Origin of the sequence: Caballeronia sp. ATUFL_M2_KS44, assembly GCF_023630965.1 — a bacterium.
GTDB classification, from domain to species: domain Bacteria; phylum Pseudomonadota; class Gammaproteobacteria; order Burkholderiales; family Burkholderiaceae; genus Caballeronia; species Caballeronia concitans.
This window is the reverse complement of the sequence record NZ_JALQEA010000047.1, coordinates 1-16,201: the sequence shown is the minus strand read 5'-3', so window position 1 is coordinate 16,201 and position 16,201 is coordinate 1. Positions and strand designations below refer to the sequence as shown.

Annotated in this window: 15 protein-coding genes; 8 read left to right on the top strand and 7 right to left on the bottom strand. The window is 63.5% G+C overall.

All coding sequences use genetic code 11. The features are described 5' to 3' along the window. The first annotated feature begins 4 nt into the window (after nt 1–4). Nucleotides 5–808 (top strand): exodeoxyribonuclease III, encoded by an 804-nt coding sequence (locus NCR39_RS19620; protein ID WP_250453759.1) that lies wholly within the window; start codon nt 5–7, stop codon nt 806–808. Nucleotides 809–812: 4 nt separating this feature from the next. Here NCR39_RS19620 and NCR39_RS19615 read toward each other — a convergent pair whose 3' ends face one another. The 3 genes from NCR39_RS19615 to NCR39_RS19605 form a co-directional block, all read right to left on the bottom strand. After that, nucleotides 813–1,403 carry a phasin family protein gene (locus NCR39_RS19615; protein WP_250453758.1) on the bottom strand — a complete coding sequence of 197 codons (591 nt, stop codon included), beginning with the start codon at nt 1,401–1,403 and terminating at the stop codon, nt 813–815. A gap of 144 nt (nt 1,404–1,547) precedes the next feature. Further along, nucleotides 1,548–2,414, bottom strand: coding sequence for an alpha/beta hydrolase (locus tag NCR39_RS19610; protein WP_250453757.1), 867 nt, complete (start codon nt 2,412–2,414; stop codon nt 1,548–1,550). A gap of 37 nt (nt 2,415–2,451) precedes the next feature. Beyond that, complete coding sequence (locus NCR39_RS19605; RefSeq protein WP_250453756.1) at nt 2,452–3,816, bottom strand: nucleobase:cation symporter-2 family protein; 1,365 nt, start codon at nt 3,814–3,816, stop codon at nt 2,452–2,454. Between the two features lie 377 nt (nt 3,817–4,193). Here NCR39_RS19605 and NCR39_RS19600 point away from each other — a divergent pair, with 377 nt between their 5' ends. From NCR39_RS19600 to NCR39_RS19575, 6 genes are read left to right on the top strand one after another with little or no spacing between them, the layout of a single operon-like run. Further along, nucleotides 4,194–5,129: an STAS domain-containing protein gene (locus tag NCR39_RS19600; RefSeq protein WP_250453755.1), complete on the top strand. Its 936-nt coding sequence runs from the start codon at nt 4,194–4,196 to the stop codon at nt 5,127–5,129. A 51-nt stretch (nt 5,130–5,180) separates the two neighbouring features. After that, nucleotides 5,181–5,540: an STAS domain-containing protein gene (locus tag NCR39_RS19595; RefSeq protein ID WP_250453754.1), complete on the top strand. Its 360-nt coding sequence runs from the start codon at nt 5,181–5,183 to the stop codon at nt 5,538–5,540. Nucleotides 5,541–5,560: 20 nt separating this feature from the next. Continuing rightward, nucleotides 5,561–6,001 (top strand): anti-sigma regulatory factor, encoded by a 441-nt coding sequence (locus NCR39_RS19590; RefSeq protein ID WP_502800247.1) that lies wholly within the window; start codon nt 5,561–5,563, stop codon nt 5,999–6,001. Further along, nucleotides 5,986–7,041 carry an ATP-binding SpoIIE family protein phosphatase gene (locus tag NCR39_RS19585; protein ID WP_250453752.1) on the top strand — a complete coding sequence of 352 codons (1,056 nt, stop codon included), beginning with the start codon at nt 5,986–5,988 and terminating at the stop codon, nt 7,039–7,041. Before NCR39_RS19590 ends, NCR39_RS19585 begins: the two co-directional genes overlap by 16 nt. Beyond that, the gene (locus NCR39_RS19580; RefSeq protein WP_250453751.1) at nt 7,038–8,798 is read left to right on the top strand and encodes an ATP-binding response regulator; all 1,761 of its coding nucleotides are present in this window, start codon (nt 7,038–7,040) and stop codon (nt 8,796–8,798) included. Before NCR39_RS19585 ends, NCR39_RS19580 begins: the two co-directional genes overlap by 4 nt. Further along, nucleotides 8,795–10,705 (top strand): hybrid sensor histidine kinase/response regulator, encoded by a 1,911-nt coding sequence (locus tag NCR39_RS19575; protein WP_250453750.1) that lies wholly within the window; start codon nt 8,795–8,797, stop codon nt 10,703–10,705. The genes NCR39_RS19580 and NCR39_RS19575 overlap by 4 nt, the downstream gene beginning before the upstream one ends. Before the next feature lie 9 nt (nt 10,706–10,714). Here the strand turns inward: NCR39_RS19575 and NCR39_RS19570 are convergent, their stop codons facing one another. Genes NCR39_RS19570 through NCR39_RS19555 form a run of 4 tightly spaced genes read right to left on the bottom strand, consistent with a single transcriptional unit; the run spans nt 10,715 to nt 15,190 of the window. Further along, nucleotides 10,715–12,121, bottom strand: coding sequence for an efflux transporter outer membrane subunit (locus tag NCR39_RS19570; protein WP_250453749.1), 1,407 nt, complete (start codon nt 12,119–12,121; stop codon nt 10,715–10,717). A gap of 11 nt (nt 12,122–12,132) precedes the next feature. Further along, nucleotides 12,133–13,275, bottom strand: a complete 1,143-nt coding sequence (locus tag NCR39_RS19565) for an ABC transporter permease (RefSeq protein WP_250453748.1) — start codon at nt 13,273–13,275, stop codon at nt 12,133–12,135. Then, nucleotides 13,272–14,231 carry an ABC transporter ATP-binding protein gene (locus tag NCR39_RS19560; protein ID WP_250453747.1) on the bottom strand — a complete coding sequence of 320 codons (960 nt, stop codon included), beginning with the start codon at nt 14,229–14,231 and terminating at the stop codon, nt 13,272–13,274. Before NCR39_RS19560 ends, NCR39_RS19565 begins: the two co-directional genes overlap by 4 nt. After that, nucleotides 14,228–15,190 carry an HlyD family secretion protein gene (locus NCR39_RS19555; RefSeq protein ID WP_250453746.1) on the bottom strand — a complete coding sequence of 321 codons (963 nt, stop codon included), beginning with the start codon at nt 15,188–15,190 and terminating at the stop codon, nt 14,228–14,230. Before NCR39_RS19555 ends, NCR39_RS19560 begins: the two co-directional genes overlap by 4 nt. 259 nt (nt 15,191–15,449) lie before the next feature. On the opposite strand from NCR39_RS19555, the gene NCR39_RS19550 reads away from it, so the two are divergent. Beyond that, nucleotides 15,450–15,800, top strand: coding sequence for a DUF4148 domain-containing protein (locus NCR39_RS19550; protein WP_250453745.1), 351 nt, complete (start codon nt 15,450–15,452; stop codon nt 15,798–15,800). Nucleotides 15,801–16,201: the final 401 nt, after the last annotated feature.

Genomic DNA, 16,201 nt, shown 5'->3' with positions numbered 1-16,201 from the left:
CCGAATGAAAATCGCGACCTTCAACATCAATGGCATTCGCTCGCGTATCGACGCCTTGCTGACTTGGCTCGAACGCGAAGCGCCGGACATCGTGTGCTTGCAGGAACTGAAAGCGACGGATGCACAATTTCCCGCCGCTGCCATCGAAAACGCGGGCTATGGCGCGCTGTGGCATGGGCAGGCGTCATGGAACGGTGTTGCCATTCTTGCCAAGGATTCGCAGCCTGTTCTGAGCCGGCGCGGTCTGCCCGGTTTCGAGAACGATACGCATAGCCGCTATATCGAAGCGGCCGTGCATGGCTTATTGATCGGTTGCCTTTATCTTCCTAACGGCAATCCGCAGCCCGGACCGAAGTTCGATTACAAGCTCGAATGGTTCGAGCGCTTCAACGCGCACGCGGCGGCGTTGCTGAAGAGCGGCCATCCGGTGGTGCTCGCGGGCGATTACAACGTCGTGCCGACCGACGAAGACATCTACAACACGCGCTCATGGCTCAAGGATGCGCTCCTTCAGCCCGAAAGCCGCGCCGCTTACGCGAAGCTGCTCGCGCAAGGCTGGACCGATGCATTGCGAAAGAAATATCCCGACGAACGCATCTATACGTTCTGGGATTATTTTCGTCAGCACTGGCAGACGAATTCGGGGCTGCGCATCGATCACATTTTGCTGAGCAAAGATCTGGCTCCCAAACTGCAGGATGCGGGCGTCGATAAATGGGTGCGCGGCGAACCCCACGCGAGCGATCATGCGCCCACGTGGGTCGTATTGAAGGAATCGCGAAGCAGAAAGAAGGCTTCCGAAGCGTGATGTTTTATACCTGACGTCTCGACGAAGCACGCGATGCTTTCGCGATAGGCGTTTCGGTCGTCTCGCCTAATTGCCTGGACTCGCTCGCCGCCTCTTTGGCGATGTTGCCGCTTGCATCGAGAATGGCGCCGCTCGTCTCTTGCGTCGCTTCGCTTGCCGCTTCCGCGAGATTGGTAATGACCACGCCGGCCTCTTGCGCCGTCGATTGCGCGGTTTGCGCGGCTTCGGTCGATGCGGTGTCGAACAGGCCCTTCAACGTGACGCCGTTGCGCTCGTACTGACTGCGCATTTCGCCGATGATGTCCGCTTCCGTCGACGTCACGATGGACCACACGTTCTGTCCATACGAAGCCGCCTTCTGCGGGAATTGCGCGAGCATGGCGGACTGCCAGCCGAGCACGCCTGCGCCCGAGTCATCGGCAGGCTGCAAGAGCGTGTTGCTTTCTTCGATTGCGCTGCGCACCGTTTGCACGTTCAACTCGGTGAGTTGCTGCAAGCCGCTCGCAAATCGGCCGCTGACGTTGAGAAAAGCCTGTAGGTTGGCGCGTGCGATCGAGGGAATCTGATAAGCGATATTGCCGGGATATTGAAACATTGACCGCTCCTCTTGTGAATGTCGAATAACAACCGGTAAATGGAGCGCGCCGAACGGCGCAAAGCTCATCGACTACGAGTTCGTTGAGACGAGACACATCCACAGCGGTTCCCATTTCGCGCCTGAATTTTTAAAGCACGGTCGTCAGTTGGCGTCGTGTACTTTTTGTTTATCCCGCGCCTTGATCGATGCGAGGAAGTGCAGCACGTGCTTGCGTCCGCCTCGGTCCCAAACGTCGATATGATCGGCGCCTTCTATGAACGCGAGATGTTTGTCGCCTTGCGCGGCATCGAAAAGGCGCTGGAAATGCGCGGGCGGAATGACGAAGTCTTGCGTGCCGCCGTAGATGAGAATCGGCGCGCGTACCGAATGTATTTTCGCGAGATTGTCATAGCGGTCGCGCGCGAGGTATCGCACGGGAAAAAGTTTGAAGCGCGACGCGGCGACATCGACAATGCTCGTGAATGGTGCTTCGAGTATCAATGCATCGATGCGCACTTCGCTCGCCAATTGCACCGCCACGCCCGAGCCAAGCGAATAGCCATGCAACACGATGGATTGCGAACGCGCGGCCGCATACGCATAAGCGGCGCGGGCATCGGCATAAAGACCCGCTTCATGCGGCTTGCCGGGATTGCCGCCATAGCCGCGATATTCGGCGAGCAGCACGCCGTAGCCCGCCTGTATCAATTCCAGCGCGATGAACGCGCGTTGCGTCAGGTCTTCGCCATTGCCGTGAAAGAGCAGCACCGTCGGCGATGCGGCATCGGGCGGCGCGCCATAGCGTGCGACCAGATCGAGACCATCTTGCGTGCGAACGCTGATCGATTGCGTGCGATCGTCGAGCGTGGCATCGACCACGGCCTGCGCCTGCTCGAGCGGATAGACGAGGCGGCCTTGCAGCCAGTAAAGCGCGGCGAGCGCGGCAAGATAAGCCAGCGCGATGGCGGCAACGAGCAGCCCGAGCAATTCCTTCATCGTGCGCGGCGGATAGTGGGGGAATAGCCGCATGATAAAACGCGCTGCTTAAAGAGGCTCAAGCGGAGGCTCAAGCGTTGTCGTCGCCCTGGCGCAAGCTCATGGGCATGTCCGCCGCGATCTCGCGTTCCACATCGTCCGTTGGCCGGCTTCGATTGAAGAGCGCATTGAGCAGAATGGCCACCACTGCCGTCAGCGTGATGCCGCTATGCGTGAGCGGCCCGGCCCACGCGGGCATCTGGCCGAAGAACGTCGGCGCGGTCAGCGGAATGACGCCCACGCCGAGGCTGATCGCTACGATCAGCAGGTTGTTCTTGCTTTCGAAATCCACCTTGCTGAGGATCTTCACGCCGGTCGCCGCGACCATGCCGAACATGGCGATGCCCGCGCCGCCCAGCACGACCACCGGTATCGATGCAATGAGGTTCGACAGCTTCGGCAAGAGCCCGAGCAGCATCAGGATGACGCCCGACACCGCGACCACCCAGCGGCTTTTCACGCCCGTGATGCCGACAAGCCCGATGTTCTGCGAAAACGACGAGTGCGGAAACGTGTTGAAGATGCCGCCGATCACCGTGCCGAGGCCGTCCGTGCGCAGGCCGCGCGTGGCATCGGCGCGCGAGACCGGACGCATCGCGAGATCGCCGAGCGCGAGGAACATGCCGAGCGATTCCACCATGATGACGACCATCACGAGACACAGCGAAGCGATGGCCGCGAAGTCGAACGTCGGCATGCCGAATGCGAACGGCCGCACCGGCGCGAACCACGCGGCGCGCCCGATGCCGGAAAAGTCGATCAGGCCGAGCGGCAGCGCAATGGCAAAGCCGATCGCCATGCCGAGCAGCACCGATATGTTCGCGATGAAACCGCGCAGATACTTGTTGATGAGCAGAATCGCGAGCAGCACGATGCCCGCGATCATCAGATTGCGCGGGTCGCCGAAATGCGGCGCGCCGCGTCCGCCGCCCGCCCAGTTGATCGCGACCGGAAAGAGCGTCATGCCGATGGTGAGAATGATCGTGCCCGTGACGATGGGCGGGAAAAAGCGCATCAAACGCCCGAAAAACGGCGCAATGACGATGGCGAACACGCCCGCCGCGATCGTCGCGCCGAAGATGGCGGGCAGTCCCGCGCCGGAAGAGGCCATCGCGACCATCGGTCCGACGGGCGCGAAACTCACGCCCATGATGACCGGCAGGCGTATGCCGAACTTCCACACGCCGATGCACTGCACGAGCGTGACGATGCCGCACGCGAACAGGTCCGAGCTGATGAGAAACGCCACCTGATCTTTTGGCAACTTGAGCGCCGCGCCGATGATGAGCGGCACCGCTATCGCTCCTGCATACATCACGAGCACATGCTGAATGCCAACGGCGAGCATCTGACCGAAGGGCAGCACTTCGTCGACGGGATGAATCGTTTGGGACATGTGCGCTCCGGTAGCAGAAATGTGCCGGACCAGTATTGCACCGTGCATCGCGCGAAAAAATATTCGGGCTGCTATCCGCGGTATGGCATGAGCAAATGCCGATTCACACGGAAACTATGACCGGGCGCGTGAGTGTTATCGGCAGCATGTACCGATCGTCCCGATTCTTCGGCGGAATCGCGCAACAATCACACGAAGTCTTTCGAATCAAGCCCCCGCGCACTGTCGATTTTCGAGATGGCGTGCTACATTCCGAGCGCCTTTGCGTCGCTCTGCACGGTGCGCGACTGCTCGCGGCCCTGATCTGCAGTCACGCGACGCATCGTTCGTCGGGGGCTCGGCGCCCACAAAAACATCATTCGCACAGGGATCTCGGCATGGAAATGGTCGGCGGAACGCGGCTCGCCACACTCTTCAGCAACAAACAGCAGGAGCTGCTGACGGAATGGATCACGCAGCAGCACGCCATCGCGGCGCGGCGCGGGCTCGTCGGCGAAGCGGAATTGCGCAATCAGTTCTCGCAATTCGTCTCGCTGCTCGTCGCGGCGCTGGGCGCGTCGGATCGCGTCGACTTCAAGAAAGCCGAATGGCAGGAAGTGCGCGCGTTTCTCGCCGACATGTCCGGCCAGCGCGCGCGTCAGGGCTTCTCGCCGGTCGAGACGGCGATGTTCGTGTTCTCGCTGAAGCAGCCGCTCGTCGCGCGCCTTCGCGAAGAACTGGGTGGCGATTCGGCCGCGCTCGCCGATCTGACCTGGACCATCAGCGCACTGTTCGACGAACTCGGCCTGTACACCACCGAAGTGTTCCAGGCGAGCCGTGAGCAAGTGATCGTGCGTCAGCAACAAGAGTTGCTCGAACTGTCCACGCCTGTCGTGCAACTGTGGGACGGCATTCTCGCGCTGCCGCTGATCGGCACGCTGGATTCGGCGCGCACGCAGGTCGTCATGGAGAACCTGCTGCAGAAGATCGTCGAGACCGGCGCGGCCATTTCGATCATCGACATCACCGGCGTGCCGACCGTCGATACGCTCGTCGCGCAGCATCTTTTGAAGACGGTCGCGGCGGCGCGGCTGATGGGCGCGGACTGCATCATCAGCGGCATTCGTCCGCAGATCGCGCAGACCATCGTGCATCTGGGCGTGAACCTGCAGAACGTGACGACCAAGGCGACGCTCGCGGCCGCGTTCGTCGTCGCGTTGCAGCGCACGGGCAAGTCGGTGACGGCGGCCGGCGCGCACGACGGCGCGGCGCGCCACGGCGCGGCGCGCCACGGCGCGGCGGGCGGCATGCACGATTCGTCGCTGCCGGAATGACGGCGCGCGGATTCTTCAACAGCATGCAACGCGACTGAACAGGGCCACGCGATGGAACGCATTCCGATTCTCAGGATGGGCAAGCTCTTGCTCGTCACCATTCAGGTGGACATGCACGACCGCCTCGCGCTCGCGCTGCAGGACGATCTGACGGGCCGCATCGTGAAGGACGGCGCGACCGGCGTGCTGATCGACATTTCATCGCTCGATGTGGTCGATTCCTTCATCGGCCGCATGATCGGCAACACGGCGGCGATGGCGCGCGTGCTCGATGCACAGACGGTCGTCGTCGGCATGCAGCCTTCGGTCGCGATCACGCTCGTCGAGCTCGGGCTCACGCTGTCGGGCGTGCGCACGGCGCTCAACGTCGAAAAGGGCATGGCGCTCCTCACCGGGAGCGGCGCGGCCTGACGGCTGCTGTGAACCAGTCCATGATGACCTTTCAACCCTCGGCAGCGCAGTTTGCCTCGCCATCGTCCGACACGCTGCCCATCCGCAACGACGAGCAGATCGTGCGGCTGCGCCAGTTCGTGCGCGAAAAGGCGGTGGCGCAGGGCCTGTCGCTCATCGATCAGACGAAGTTCGTGACGGCGGCGAGCGAGCTGGCACGCAACACGCTCATCTACGGTGGCGGCGGCGACGTGCATTGCACGGTCGTCGAACGCAACGGCCGCCGTGGCCTCAAGCTCGAATTCGTCGATAACGGCCCCGGCATTCCCGACATCGCCCGCGCGCTTTCGGACGGCTTCACCTCGGGCAGCGGCCTGGGACTGGGCCTGGGCGGCGCGAAACGCCTGTGCGACGAGTTCGACATCCGCTCGGCGCCGGGCGAGGGCACGCACGTCTCGATCACCAAATGGAAACCGTTTTGAAGGAATCAATGGCGGCGCAGCAGCGGTACGAGATCGCCGAGGCGAGCCAGATTGCCTTCGCGCGACGCTCGATCGGCGAACTCGCGCGCGGCCTCGGTTTCAACGAGACGGTCGCGGGGCAGCTCGCGATCGTCGTCACCGAATGCGGCACCAATCTGCTCAAGCACGCGGGCAGCGGCGAACTGCTCGTGCGTCCGCTGCTGGACGGTTCGCAGCGATGCGGCATCGAAATGCTGTGCATCGATCGCGGGCCGGGCATTCAGGATCTTTACCGTTCCTTCGAGGACGGCTACACGACGGCCGGCAGCCCCGGCAACGGCATGGGCGCCATCCGCCGCCTGTCGTCCGAGCTGGATGTCTGGAGCGTGCCCGGACAAGGCACCGTGATGCGCATCGTGTGCTGGAGCAGCGCGGGCGCATCCGCGAACGATGCGGGCGTGACGTACGGCGTCGTGAATCTGCCGCTTCAGACCGAAACCGTATCCGGCGATGCCTGGTCCTGCCATTTCGGCGACGATGACTTCACCGTGCTCGTCGCCGACGGTCTCGGCCACGGGCCGCTCGCCAACGTCGCCGCGATCGAGGCGGCGCGCGTGCTCGGCGCGCACGGCGACGCGCCGCTCGAACGCATCATGGACGTGGCCAACGAAGCGCTGCGTCCGACGCGCGGCGCGGCGGTCGGCATCGCGCGCATGCCGGCGGGAGCGGCGGCGTCGGGCGCGGACGGGAAGGTCGCGTTCACGGGCATCGGCAATATCGCGGCGAGCGTGTGGACGCACAGTTCGCACCGGCATCTGGTATCGCACAGCGGCATCGTCGGGCATGCGGCGCGGCGCGTGCAGCAGTTCGACGTGCCGTATTCGCGCGATTCGCTCCTCGTCCTGCATTCGGACGGACTCGGCTCGCGCTGGGATCTCGAACGCTATCCGGGCCTGAGCACGCGGCATCCCGCGCTCGTCGCCGCCGTGCTGTACCGCGATTTCTCGCGCGGCCGCGACGACGTCACCGTGTTCGTCGCACGCGCGGCCGGAGTTGCATGATGGCGCGTCCGCTCTACTCGATGGAGATCGACGACGAGCGCGATATCGTCGCCGCCCGGCGCAAGGCGCGCGATGCGAGCGCCGCGCTCGGCTTCTCGACGCAGGACCAGACGCGTATTTCCACGTCCGTGCTCGAAGCGGCGCGCACGGTGCTTTCGGCGGGACCGCGCGCGCGTGCGGATTTCCTGCTCGACGACGCGATGTATCCGCCGCGCTTCGTCGTGCGGTTTCTCGCCGGCGCGGGCGCGGGCGAACGTCTGCGCGCGATGAAGAGCGGCGCATCGCAAGCCGCGCTCGGCCTGCTCGCCGCGCAGCGTCTGATGGATCAATGCGCGATCGCCGACGATCCCGACGGCGGCACGTCCATCTCGCTCGCGAAGGCGCTGCCCGAAAGCGTGTTGCTCGATGCGAACGCCGCGCAGTCCATCGCCGCGACGCTCTCGCGCCAGAACACCGAAGACTCGACCGCCGAACTCGCGCGGCAGAACCGCGAACTCATCGGCGCGCTCGCCGACCTGCGCGAACGCCAGGAAGAACTGACGCGCCTCACGCGCGAACTCGAAGACACGAATCGCGGCGTCGTCGCGCTGTACGCGGAACTCGACGCCCGCGCGGATCATCTGCGTCGCGCGGATGAATCCAAGTCGCGGTTCCTGTCGAACATGAGTCACGAATTCCGCACGCCGCTTTCGTCGATCCGCGCGCTCTCGAAGCTGCTGCTGGAACGCATCGACGGCGATCTCACGGAAGAGCAGGAAAAGCAGGTGCGCTTCATCCGCAAGGCGGCGGAAGACTTGTCCGAAACCGTCGACGACTTGCTCGATCTCGCGAAGATCGAAGCGGGCAAGATCGAAGTGCGTGCCGCCGAATTCGAAGTCGATACGCTCTTTTCCGCGCTGCGCGGCATGCTGCGGCCGCTCACGCCGGGCAATGCCGTCGAGCTGATCTTCGATTCCTGCGAAGGCCTGCCGCCCATTCGCACCGACGAAGCCAAGGTCGCGCAAGTGCTGCGCAATTTCGTGTCGAACGCGCTGAAGTTCACGGAGCGCGGCGAAGTGCGCGTGTCCGCGCATTACGACGAAGCGCGCCGGCTCATCACGTTCTCGGTGAAGGATACGGGCATCGGCATTGCGCCGGAGCATCAGCAAGTGGTGTTCGAGGAATTCGGCCAGGTCGAGAACCGGCTTCAGCAATACGTGAAAGGCACGGGCCTCGGCTTGCCGCTGTGCCGCAAGCTCTGCAAGCTGCTGGGCGGCGATGTGTCGCTCGAAAGCGAGGTCGGGCGCGGCTCGGCCTTCAACGCGACGATTCCCGCTTTTTATGGCGTCTCCGAAGCCGAGCACGCCGCCGCCCACGGCGAGGCCGTGCCGGCGGTGCTGCTCGTCGCGAGCAATCCGATCGAACGGCTCGACTGCGAAGCGGCGCTGCGGCAGTCGCCGTATCGGACGATCAGCGCCGCCACGCTCGACGAAGCGAGCCGCGCGCTGTCCCGCACGCCGCCCGCCGCGCTGCTGCTCGCCGTGCGGCCCGCGCCGTCCGAAGCGTGGATCTGGCTCGCCGCGCTGCGCGCGCAGGCGGCCACGCGCAATATTCCTGTCGTGGTGCTGGGCGAGCCGGAAGATCGCGGCGAAGCGCAGGCGCTCGGCGCGGCCGCATTCGTGCAAAAGCCGGTTTCCGGCGGGGAATTGGCGGGCGTGCTGGATATGGTGTCGGGCAGAATGAACGGTGCCCTTCGCGGCGACGGAACGACATCATGAAAAGCGACTGGAGCGAGGTGCTGATTCTCAACGTCGACGACAACGACGGCGCGCGTTATGCGAAAACGCGCATCTTGTCGCGCGCGGGTTTCAACGTGATCGAAGCGGGAACCGGTACGGCCGCGCTGGAGCGCGTGCGCGCGGAATCGCCGGACCTCGTGCTGCTCGACGTGAAGCTGCCCGATATCAACGGCCTCGAAGTGTGCCGCCAGATCAAGGCGTCGCCGGAAACCGCGAGCACGCTGGTGCTGCAGACGTCGGCGGCGGCGGTGCATAGCCTCGATCGCATTCGCGGACTGGAAGGCGGCGCGGACAGTTATCTGACGGAGCCGGTCGAACCCGCCGAACTCATCGCGCATGTCCGCGCGCTGTTGCGCGTGCGGCTCGCGGAAAGCGCGCTGCGCGAAAGCGAGGAGCGCTTCCGGCAGCTCGCCGAGAATATCGACGACGTTTTCTGGATGCTCGATCCCGCCGCGAATCAATTGCTCTACGTGAGCCCGGCCTACGCGCGCCTGTGGGATTCCGGCGAAGGCGCGCCCGCGCCGCGTCCGGGTCCGGATCACTGGTCCGGCGACATTCATCCGCTGGATCGCGAGCATGTGGCGGCGGCGTATCGGCAATTGCTGACGAACGGCGCGCCGTATCAGGTCGAATATCGGATCGCGCGGGCGCACGGCGGGCCGCGCTGGGTGGCCGAGCGCGCGTCGCAGGTGCGTGGCGCGGATGGCCGGCCCGTGCGAATCGCGGGCGTCGTGAACGATATCTCCGAGCGCAAGGCCGCCGAAATGCTGCTGCGCGACGCCGATCGCCGCAAGGACGAATTTCTCGCGATGCTCGCGCACGAACTGCGCAATCCGCTCGCGCCGATCCGCAATGCCGTCGATCTGCTCGACCCGCAGCGCGCGCCGTCCGCGCAGCACTTCGCGACGGTGCGCACGATCATCGACCGGCAAGTGCGGCACCTGAGCCGCCTCGTCGACGATCTGCTCGATGTCGCGCGCATCACGCAGGGCAAGGTCACGCTGCGGCAGGAAGCGGTGGATGTCGCGGCGGCGGTCGAAGCGGCCATCGAAACCGCGCAGCCCGCGCTGCAGCGCAAGCGCCACAAACTCACGACGCGGCTCGCGGATGCGCCGCTCTATATCGTCGGCGACAGCGTGCGCATTGCGCAGGTGTTCGGCAATCTGCTGTCGAATGCGTCGAAGTACAGTCTCGAGGAAGGCGAGATCGCGATCGAGACCGCGCAGTTCGGCGACGAAGTGCGCATCACGGTGCGCGACAACGGCATCGGCATCGCGGCGGACATGCTGCCGCATATCTTCGATCTGTTCGTGCAGTCCGAGACCTCGCTCGAACGGTCGGAAGGCGGGCTCGGCATCGGCTTGCCGCTCGCGAAGACGCTCGTCGAATTGCAGGGCGGGCGCATCGAGGCGTATTCGGCGGGGCCGCAGCACGGCAGCGAGTTCGTCGTGTGGCTGCCGCTCGCGCAGGAACCGCAGCCCGAGCCGCGCCCCGTCGATGAAGCGCCGCGCGTGACGGGCGGCAAACGCGTATTGCTCGTCGATGACAGCGTCGATGCAGCCACCGCGATGGCGCTGCTCCTCGAAGCCGATGGCTTCGATGTGCGCACCGCGCACGACGGCGCGGAGGCGCTCGATATCGCCGAGGCGTTCCTTCCGCAGATCGTGCTGCTCGATATCGGCTTGCCCGGCATGGACGGCTTCCGGCTGGCCGCCGAAATGCGCGCGCGCCCCGCAACCGCCGATGCATTGCTGATCGCCGTCACCGGATACGGCCAGGCGCATGATCGCCAGCGTTCGAAAGAAGCGGGCTTCGATCATCATCTCGTGAAGCCGGTGGCGTTCGCAGAAATTCAGCGCGCGGTGCAGGGCCGATTCGCGGAATAACGCGCGCGCTCATTCATTCAAGCGCTCTTTTTCGATGCCGCCAAGCGACTGAAACAGCGCAGCCGTATCGCTGAGACGGCTCGCATGCGCAAGCGTGCGGTCGAGTTGCGTTTGCAGCGCTTGCCGTTGCGTATCGAGCAAATCGAAGCGGCTCACGCCACCCGCGGCATGACGCGCGTGGACGGTATCGAGATTGGCTTGCGCCTCGTCCGCCGCGATATCGCGCGACGCCACCGCATGCGCGTCGTTGTGCAGCGCGGTCAATGCATCGGCCACTTGTTGAAGCGCATCCAGCACGGTTTGCCGATACGCGTTCGTCGCGGCATCGTAGGCCGCTTCAGCGGACCGCTTTCTCGCACGCAATTCGCCGCCGCGAAAGAGCGGCTGCGTCAGATTGAGGCCGACGTTCCACACATTCAGCTTGTCGAGCATGTCGTGAATGCTCGTGCGTTGCGAACCCACGCCCGCCGATAACGAGAACTTCGGATAAAGATCCGCCGTCGCCACGCCGACGTTCGCGCTCGCCTGATGCAGCAACGCCTCGGACGCGCGGATGTCGGGGCGTTCGCGTGCGAGCGTCGATGGCAACGTGAGCGGCACGTCGTCCGGCGCGCGCAGTGCATCGAGCGTGAGCGCGTCGAAGTCCGCTTTCGATGGCTCGACGCCTAGCAGAATCGCGAGCCGATGATCGGCTGCATCGCGCTGAGTAACGAGCGATGGCAAGCTCGCGCGCGTCTGTTCGAGGAGCGTTCGCTGGCTGCGAACATCGAAGCGTGCCACGCCGCCCGCATTCAGCCGCGCTTCCATGATGGCGAGCTGCTGCGCTTGTGCATCGGCGATGCTTTGCGTCAACGCGATCTGCTGCTGCAACGAAGCGCGACGAATCGCCGTGGAAACGACGTTGCCCGCTATCGACAAGCGCGCAGCGTCGAGTTCGAACGATTGATAGTCCACTTGCGCGCGCAACGCTTCGAGCGCGCGACGGTCGCCGCCGAAGACATCGAGCGTGTAGGACACACTCACCGATGCATCGTATAGCGTGAACGGGCCGGGACTCGGCACCGGAATGCCGAACGCGGCGGGGTCCACTTTCTGACGCGAGGCGGAAAACGAGGCATCGACAGCAGGGAAGTACGTGGCGCCCGCTTGCGCCTGATAGTCCTCGCGCGCTTGCGTCAGCCGCGCGCGTGCCTCTGCGAGCGTCGGACTGTTGTGCAACGCCTGATCGACGAGACCGTTCAACGTATCCGAGCCGAACTGCTTCCACCATTGCGGCAGCGCGTGATCGGCAACGGCCAGCGCTTGCGATGTGCTTCGCGTATAGGACTGTGTATCGGGCGGCGCGGGCGCATGAAAATCCGGGCCGACGGTGCAGCCGCCCAGCATCAGCACGCAAATGGCTGCGATGGTTTTCATTTGCGCGACTCCTAGTCGAGCGTGCGCCGGTAGAAGCGCAGCGCAATGCACATGACGATCAGCGTGAAGAGCATCATCGGCCACACGGAAGGCCAAAGATCGGCCCAGCCGTTGCCCTTCAGAAGAATGCCGCGAATGAGCCGGTTGAAGTACGTGAGCGGCAGAAGGTTGCCGATGAATTGCGCCCACTTCGGCATGCCCGCGAAAGGGAACATGAAGCCCGAAAGCAGAATGTTCGGCAGGAAATAGAAGAACGTGAGCTGCATTGCCTGAAGCTGATTCTGTGCAAGCGATGACAGCGTGATGCCCACCGTCAGATTGGCCGCGATGAAGAGCAGCGCCGAGACATAGATGGCGATAGGATTGCCGGCCAACGGCACGTTGAAGACGAAGTGCGTGGCGAGCAGAATGATCGTCGCCTGTATCAAACCGATGAACACGTAAGGCACGATCTTGCCCGTCATCACTTCGATGGGGCGCACGGGTGTCGCGAGAAGATTTTCCATCGTGCCGCGTTCGCGTTCGCGCGTGATGGCGAGGCCGGTCATCATCACGAGCGTCATCGTCAGGATCACGCCCATGAGGCCGGGCACGACGTTGTATTGCGTGATGCCTTCAGGGTTGTAAAGCTGATGCACCTGCACGTCGAACGCGGGCGGCTTGCCGGCGAGTCTCGCGAGCGGGCCGGTGATGTCCTTCGACTCGACCGATTCAACGAGGCCGCTCAATGCGCTCGTCGCGCGGCTGACCGCGGTGGGATCGGTCGCGTCGGCTTCGACGAGCAACGCGGGGCGTTCGCCACGCAAGAGCCGGCGTGAAAAATCCGTCGGTATGTTCAGCACGAAAAGCACGCGGCCTTGCGCGAGCGCGCGCCGGCCGGCTTCGTCGTCGGGAAGCGTTTCGACGATATCGAAGTACGCGGAGTTGCGCATCGCCGCGATGAAGCTGCGCGAGAACGTGCTGTCTTCTCCCGTGATGATCGCGGTCGGCAAGTGTTTCGGATCGGTGTTGATCGCATAGCCGAAGAGCGCGAGCTGAATGATCGGCAAGCCGACGATCATCGCGAACGTGATGCGATCGCGCCGCAATTGCAGGAACTCCTTGAGCACGATGCTCCACCAGCGCGTCACCGAGAAACGCACGCGCGCGCTCATGACTTCACCTTGAAGTTGTCGGTGGAACGGCTCATCAAATAGATGAACACGTCTTCGAGGCCCGTGTCGATTTGCTCGGCGCGTAACGCGCTGTCTTTCGTCGCATCGTGCACGGCGCGTTCGAGTGCTGCGTGGTCGCTGCCGCTGACATGCAGTGCCGATCCGAAGACGACGGTCTGATCGACACCCGGCGTCTCGCGCAAGCGTTCCGACAACGCGCTCAGATGCTCGCCATGAATGCTCCATGTCGCAAGCCCTTGCGATGCGATCACTTCATTCGCGGTGCCTTGCGCAAGCAGCTTCCCATACGCGATGTACGCGAGCTTGTGACATCGCTCGGCTTCGTCCATGTAGTGCGTGCTCACGAGCACCGAGATGCCGTTCGCCGCAAGCCGATGCAGCTCTTCCCAGAAGTCGCGGCGCGCGGTGGGATCGACGCCGGCGGTGGGTTCATCGAGCAGCAGCAGCTTCGGCTCGTGCAGCATGCATGCAGCCAGCGCGAGGCGTTGCTTCCAGCCGCCCGAGAGCGATCCCGTCAATTGATTCGCGCGGCTTTGCAGCCCGAGCGCTTCGAGCGAACGGTCCACCACTTCGCGACGATTCGCCATCTGATAGATGCGCGCCACGAAGTCGAGATTCTGGCGGATCGTCAGGTCCTCCCAGTACGAGAAGCGCTGCGTCATATAGCCGACGTTGCGCTTGATCTCTTCGCTCTCGCGAACGATGTCGTAGCCGAGGCACGTGCCGCTGCCGGAATCGGGCGTGAGCAGACCGCACATGAGGCGAATCGATGTGGTCTTGCCGCTTCCGTTCGGACCCAGGAAGCCGAAGATTTCGCCGCGCGCGACTTGCAGCGAGACATCGTTGACGACGTGCTTGTCGCCGAAGTGCTTGTTGAGCTTGTGCACGTCGATGATGTATTGCGTTCGATGCGCGTCGTCGATCGGCTCGTTCATTGCAGGCTCACCGCGACAGGTTGGCCGGGATGGAGCTTGCGCGCATCCGATGCGTTCGCATGCGCCTCGATCATGAACACGAGCTTCGCACGGCTTTCGTTGCTATAGATGATGGGCGGCGTGTACTCCGCCTGCTGCGAGATGTAGGTGATTTTCGCGGGAATATCGGCGATGCAGCCGTCGCAATGAATCGAAACCGCGCGTCCCGTCGAGAGCGCGCCCACTATGGTCTCGGGCACGAAGAAGCGCACCTTGATGTTTTCAGGCGGCAGCATCTGCACGACCGGGCTGCCCGCCTGAACCCATTCGCCGCGACGAAAAAGCGTGTCGTAGACGAGGCCATCGGCGGGAGCGGCGACACGCTTCTGATCCAGCTTCCATTGCGCCTGTGCGACGACGGCCTGCGCGGACGCGACTTGTGCGCGCTGCGCCGCGATTTGCTGCGGACGTCCCGGCAGGCGCGCGATGTCGACCTGTTCGCTCAGGTCGCGCACTTGTGCGGCGGTGGCGTCGGCGTTGGCGCGGGAGTCGTCGAGTTGTCCCTTCGAAATGCCGCCCGCGCTGAATTGCGCTTCGTCGCGGTTCAATTGCAGCGCGGCTTTTCGTGCATTCGCGCGGGCCTGCGCGAGTTGCGCACGAACCGATGCGACCTCGGGCGCGCGCTTGCCCGTCAGGATGTCTTCGAGTTGCGATTGCGCGGCGGCGAGCTGGCGCTTCGCTTGATCGAGCGCGGCGGCTTCATCGTCGGATTCGAGCGCGAACACGGGCGCTGCGGCCTTGATGCTTTGTCCGCGCGCGACGGACAAGTCGATCAGCTTGCCCGATTGCGAAGAGCCTAGATAAACGAATTCTCCTTCGACATAGCCCTGAAAGGCGTTGGAGTCTTGCCGCGAACATGCTGTGAGCAGCATCGCGAGAAGAAGACATGAACAGAGTGGAACGCGAAGAATGCGGGGCATCGCTCGCTCCATGGTCCGGTTGAAAATATTGGTTGGTCTACCAAACAGTACGTGAGCTTCGGCAACAGTGTCAAGTGCGGTGTGACGTCGCGTCGCGATGACGGGAATAGATCGCGATGTCCTCGGGTTAACCAATCGAAGCCTCAACGCTTGAAACCTGGGTCGAGCAAATCGGGTGCATGGGCCATCGTCCCTGCGCGCGATGAGGTGAGTGGATCGCACGCGGTCCCGTTCAACCTATCGTGGGAGTCTGTACATCATGAATACCATCGCCAAAGTCGTTGTGTCGGTCGCCGTGGTCATCGCGCCTACTTTTGTTTTCGCGCAGACCGATAGCGCGCCGGTCACGCGTGCGCAGGTTCGGGCCGAGCTCGTGCAACTGGAGCGGGCCGGGTACTCGGCGGCGTCGGGAGACAACGCCAGCTATCCGGTCGATATTCAGGCCGCCGAAGCCAAGGTCGCCGCGCAGCAAAACGCGGATGGAGCGAACCAATCGTACGGCGGCACGCGTTCGGGCGCGACGGGATCGGGAATGACGCAGCGTGGTTCGTCATCCGCATCGGACTGCGTGGGACCAGCGGGCTTTTGCGTTCCATACTTCGGAAATTAAGCGACTGCGTTGTGCGGCCCCGAGTGGCGGGGCGTTCGGGTCCATCATCGAATCGGTGGTGTTTGCCGAATGCCTCGTTATTAAGCAGCAGACACGAGTCGAAAATAAATCGCAGAAAGGGGTTGACCCGTTGCCTCTCGCCAGACATAATCTCGTTCTCTGCTGCTGATGCAGCAAATGCCAGACGGAAGCGGCGCTGAGCAAGGTGCTCGGTGCGGTGAAGTAAGCAGTCAGGCGATGCGCTCTTTAAAAACTAACAGCCGATAAGTGTGGGCGCTTGATGGCGAGTGCGGTTTCAGTCTTTCGGGGCTGAAGCAATAGCAAAAGTAATCAAGAGTCTCACACGAAGTATTAAGAGGAAGGTTTTTGTCTTAGGACAATAATCATCGTCAGTACGTTGA

Coding starts and splice junctions, on each gene's coding strand:
- NCR39_RS19620 (WP_250453759.1), top strand. CDS start 5: ATGAAAATCGCGACCTTCAACATCAATGGCATTCGCTCGCGTATCGAC.
- NCR39_RS19615 (WP_250453758.1), bottom strand. CDS start 1,403: ATGTTTCAATATCCCGGCAATATCGCTTATCAGATTCCCTCGATCGCA.
- NCR39_RS19610 (WP_250453757.1), bottom strand. CDS start 2,414: ATGCGGCTATTCCCCCACTATCCGCCGCGCACGATGAAGGAATTGCTC.
- NCR39_RS19605 (WP_250453756.1), bottom strand. CDS start 3,816: ATGTCCCAAACGATTCATCCCGTCGACGAAGTGCTGCCCTTCGGTCAG.
- NCR39_RS19600 (WP_250453755.1), top strand. CDS start 4,194: ATGGAAATGGTCGGCGGAACGCGGCTCGCCACACTCTTCAGCAACAAA.
- NCR39_RS19595 (WP_250453754.1), top strand. CDS start 5,181: ATGGAACGCATTCCGATTCTCAGGATGGGCAAGCTCTTGCTCGTCACC.
- NCR39_RS19590 (WP_502800247.1), top strand. CDS start 5,561: ATGATGACCTTTCAACCCTCGGCAGCGCAGTTTGCCTCGCCATCGTCC.
- NCR39_RS19585 (WP_250453752.1), top strand. CDS start 5,986: ATGGAAACCGTTTTGAAGGAATCAATGGCGGCGCAGCAGCGGTACGAG.
- NCR39_RS19580 (WP_250453751.1), top strand. CDS start 7,038: ATGATGGCGCGTCCGCTCTACTCGATGGAGATCGACGACGAGCGCGAT.
- NCR39_RS19575 (WP_250453750.1), top strand. CDS start 8,795: ATGAAAAGCGACTGGAGCGAGGTGCTGATTCTCAACGTCGACGACAAC.
- NCR39_RS19570 (WP_250453749.1), bottom strand. CDS start 12,121: ATGAAAACCATCGCAGCCATTTGCGTGCTGATGCTGGGCGGCTGCACC.
- NCR39_RS19565 (WP_250453748.1), bottom strand. CDS start 13,275: ATGAGCGCGCGCGTGCGTTTCTCGGTGACGCGCTGGTGGAGCATCGTG.
- NCR39_RS19560 (WP_250453747.1), bottom strand. CDS start 14,231: ATGAACGAGCCGATCGACGACGCGCATCGAACGCAATACATCATCGAC.
- NCR39_RS19555 (WP_250453746.1), bottom strand. CDS start 15,190: ATGCCCCGCATTCTTCGCGTTCCACTCTGTTCATGTCTTCTTCTCGCG.
- NCR39_RS19550 (WP_250453745.1), top strand. CDS start 15,450: ATGAATACCATCGCCAAAGTCGTTGTGTCGGTCGCCGTGGTCATCGCG.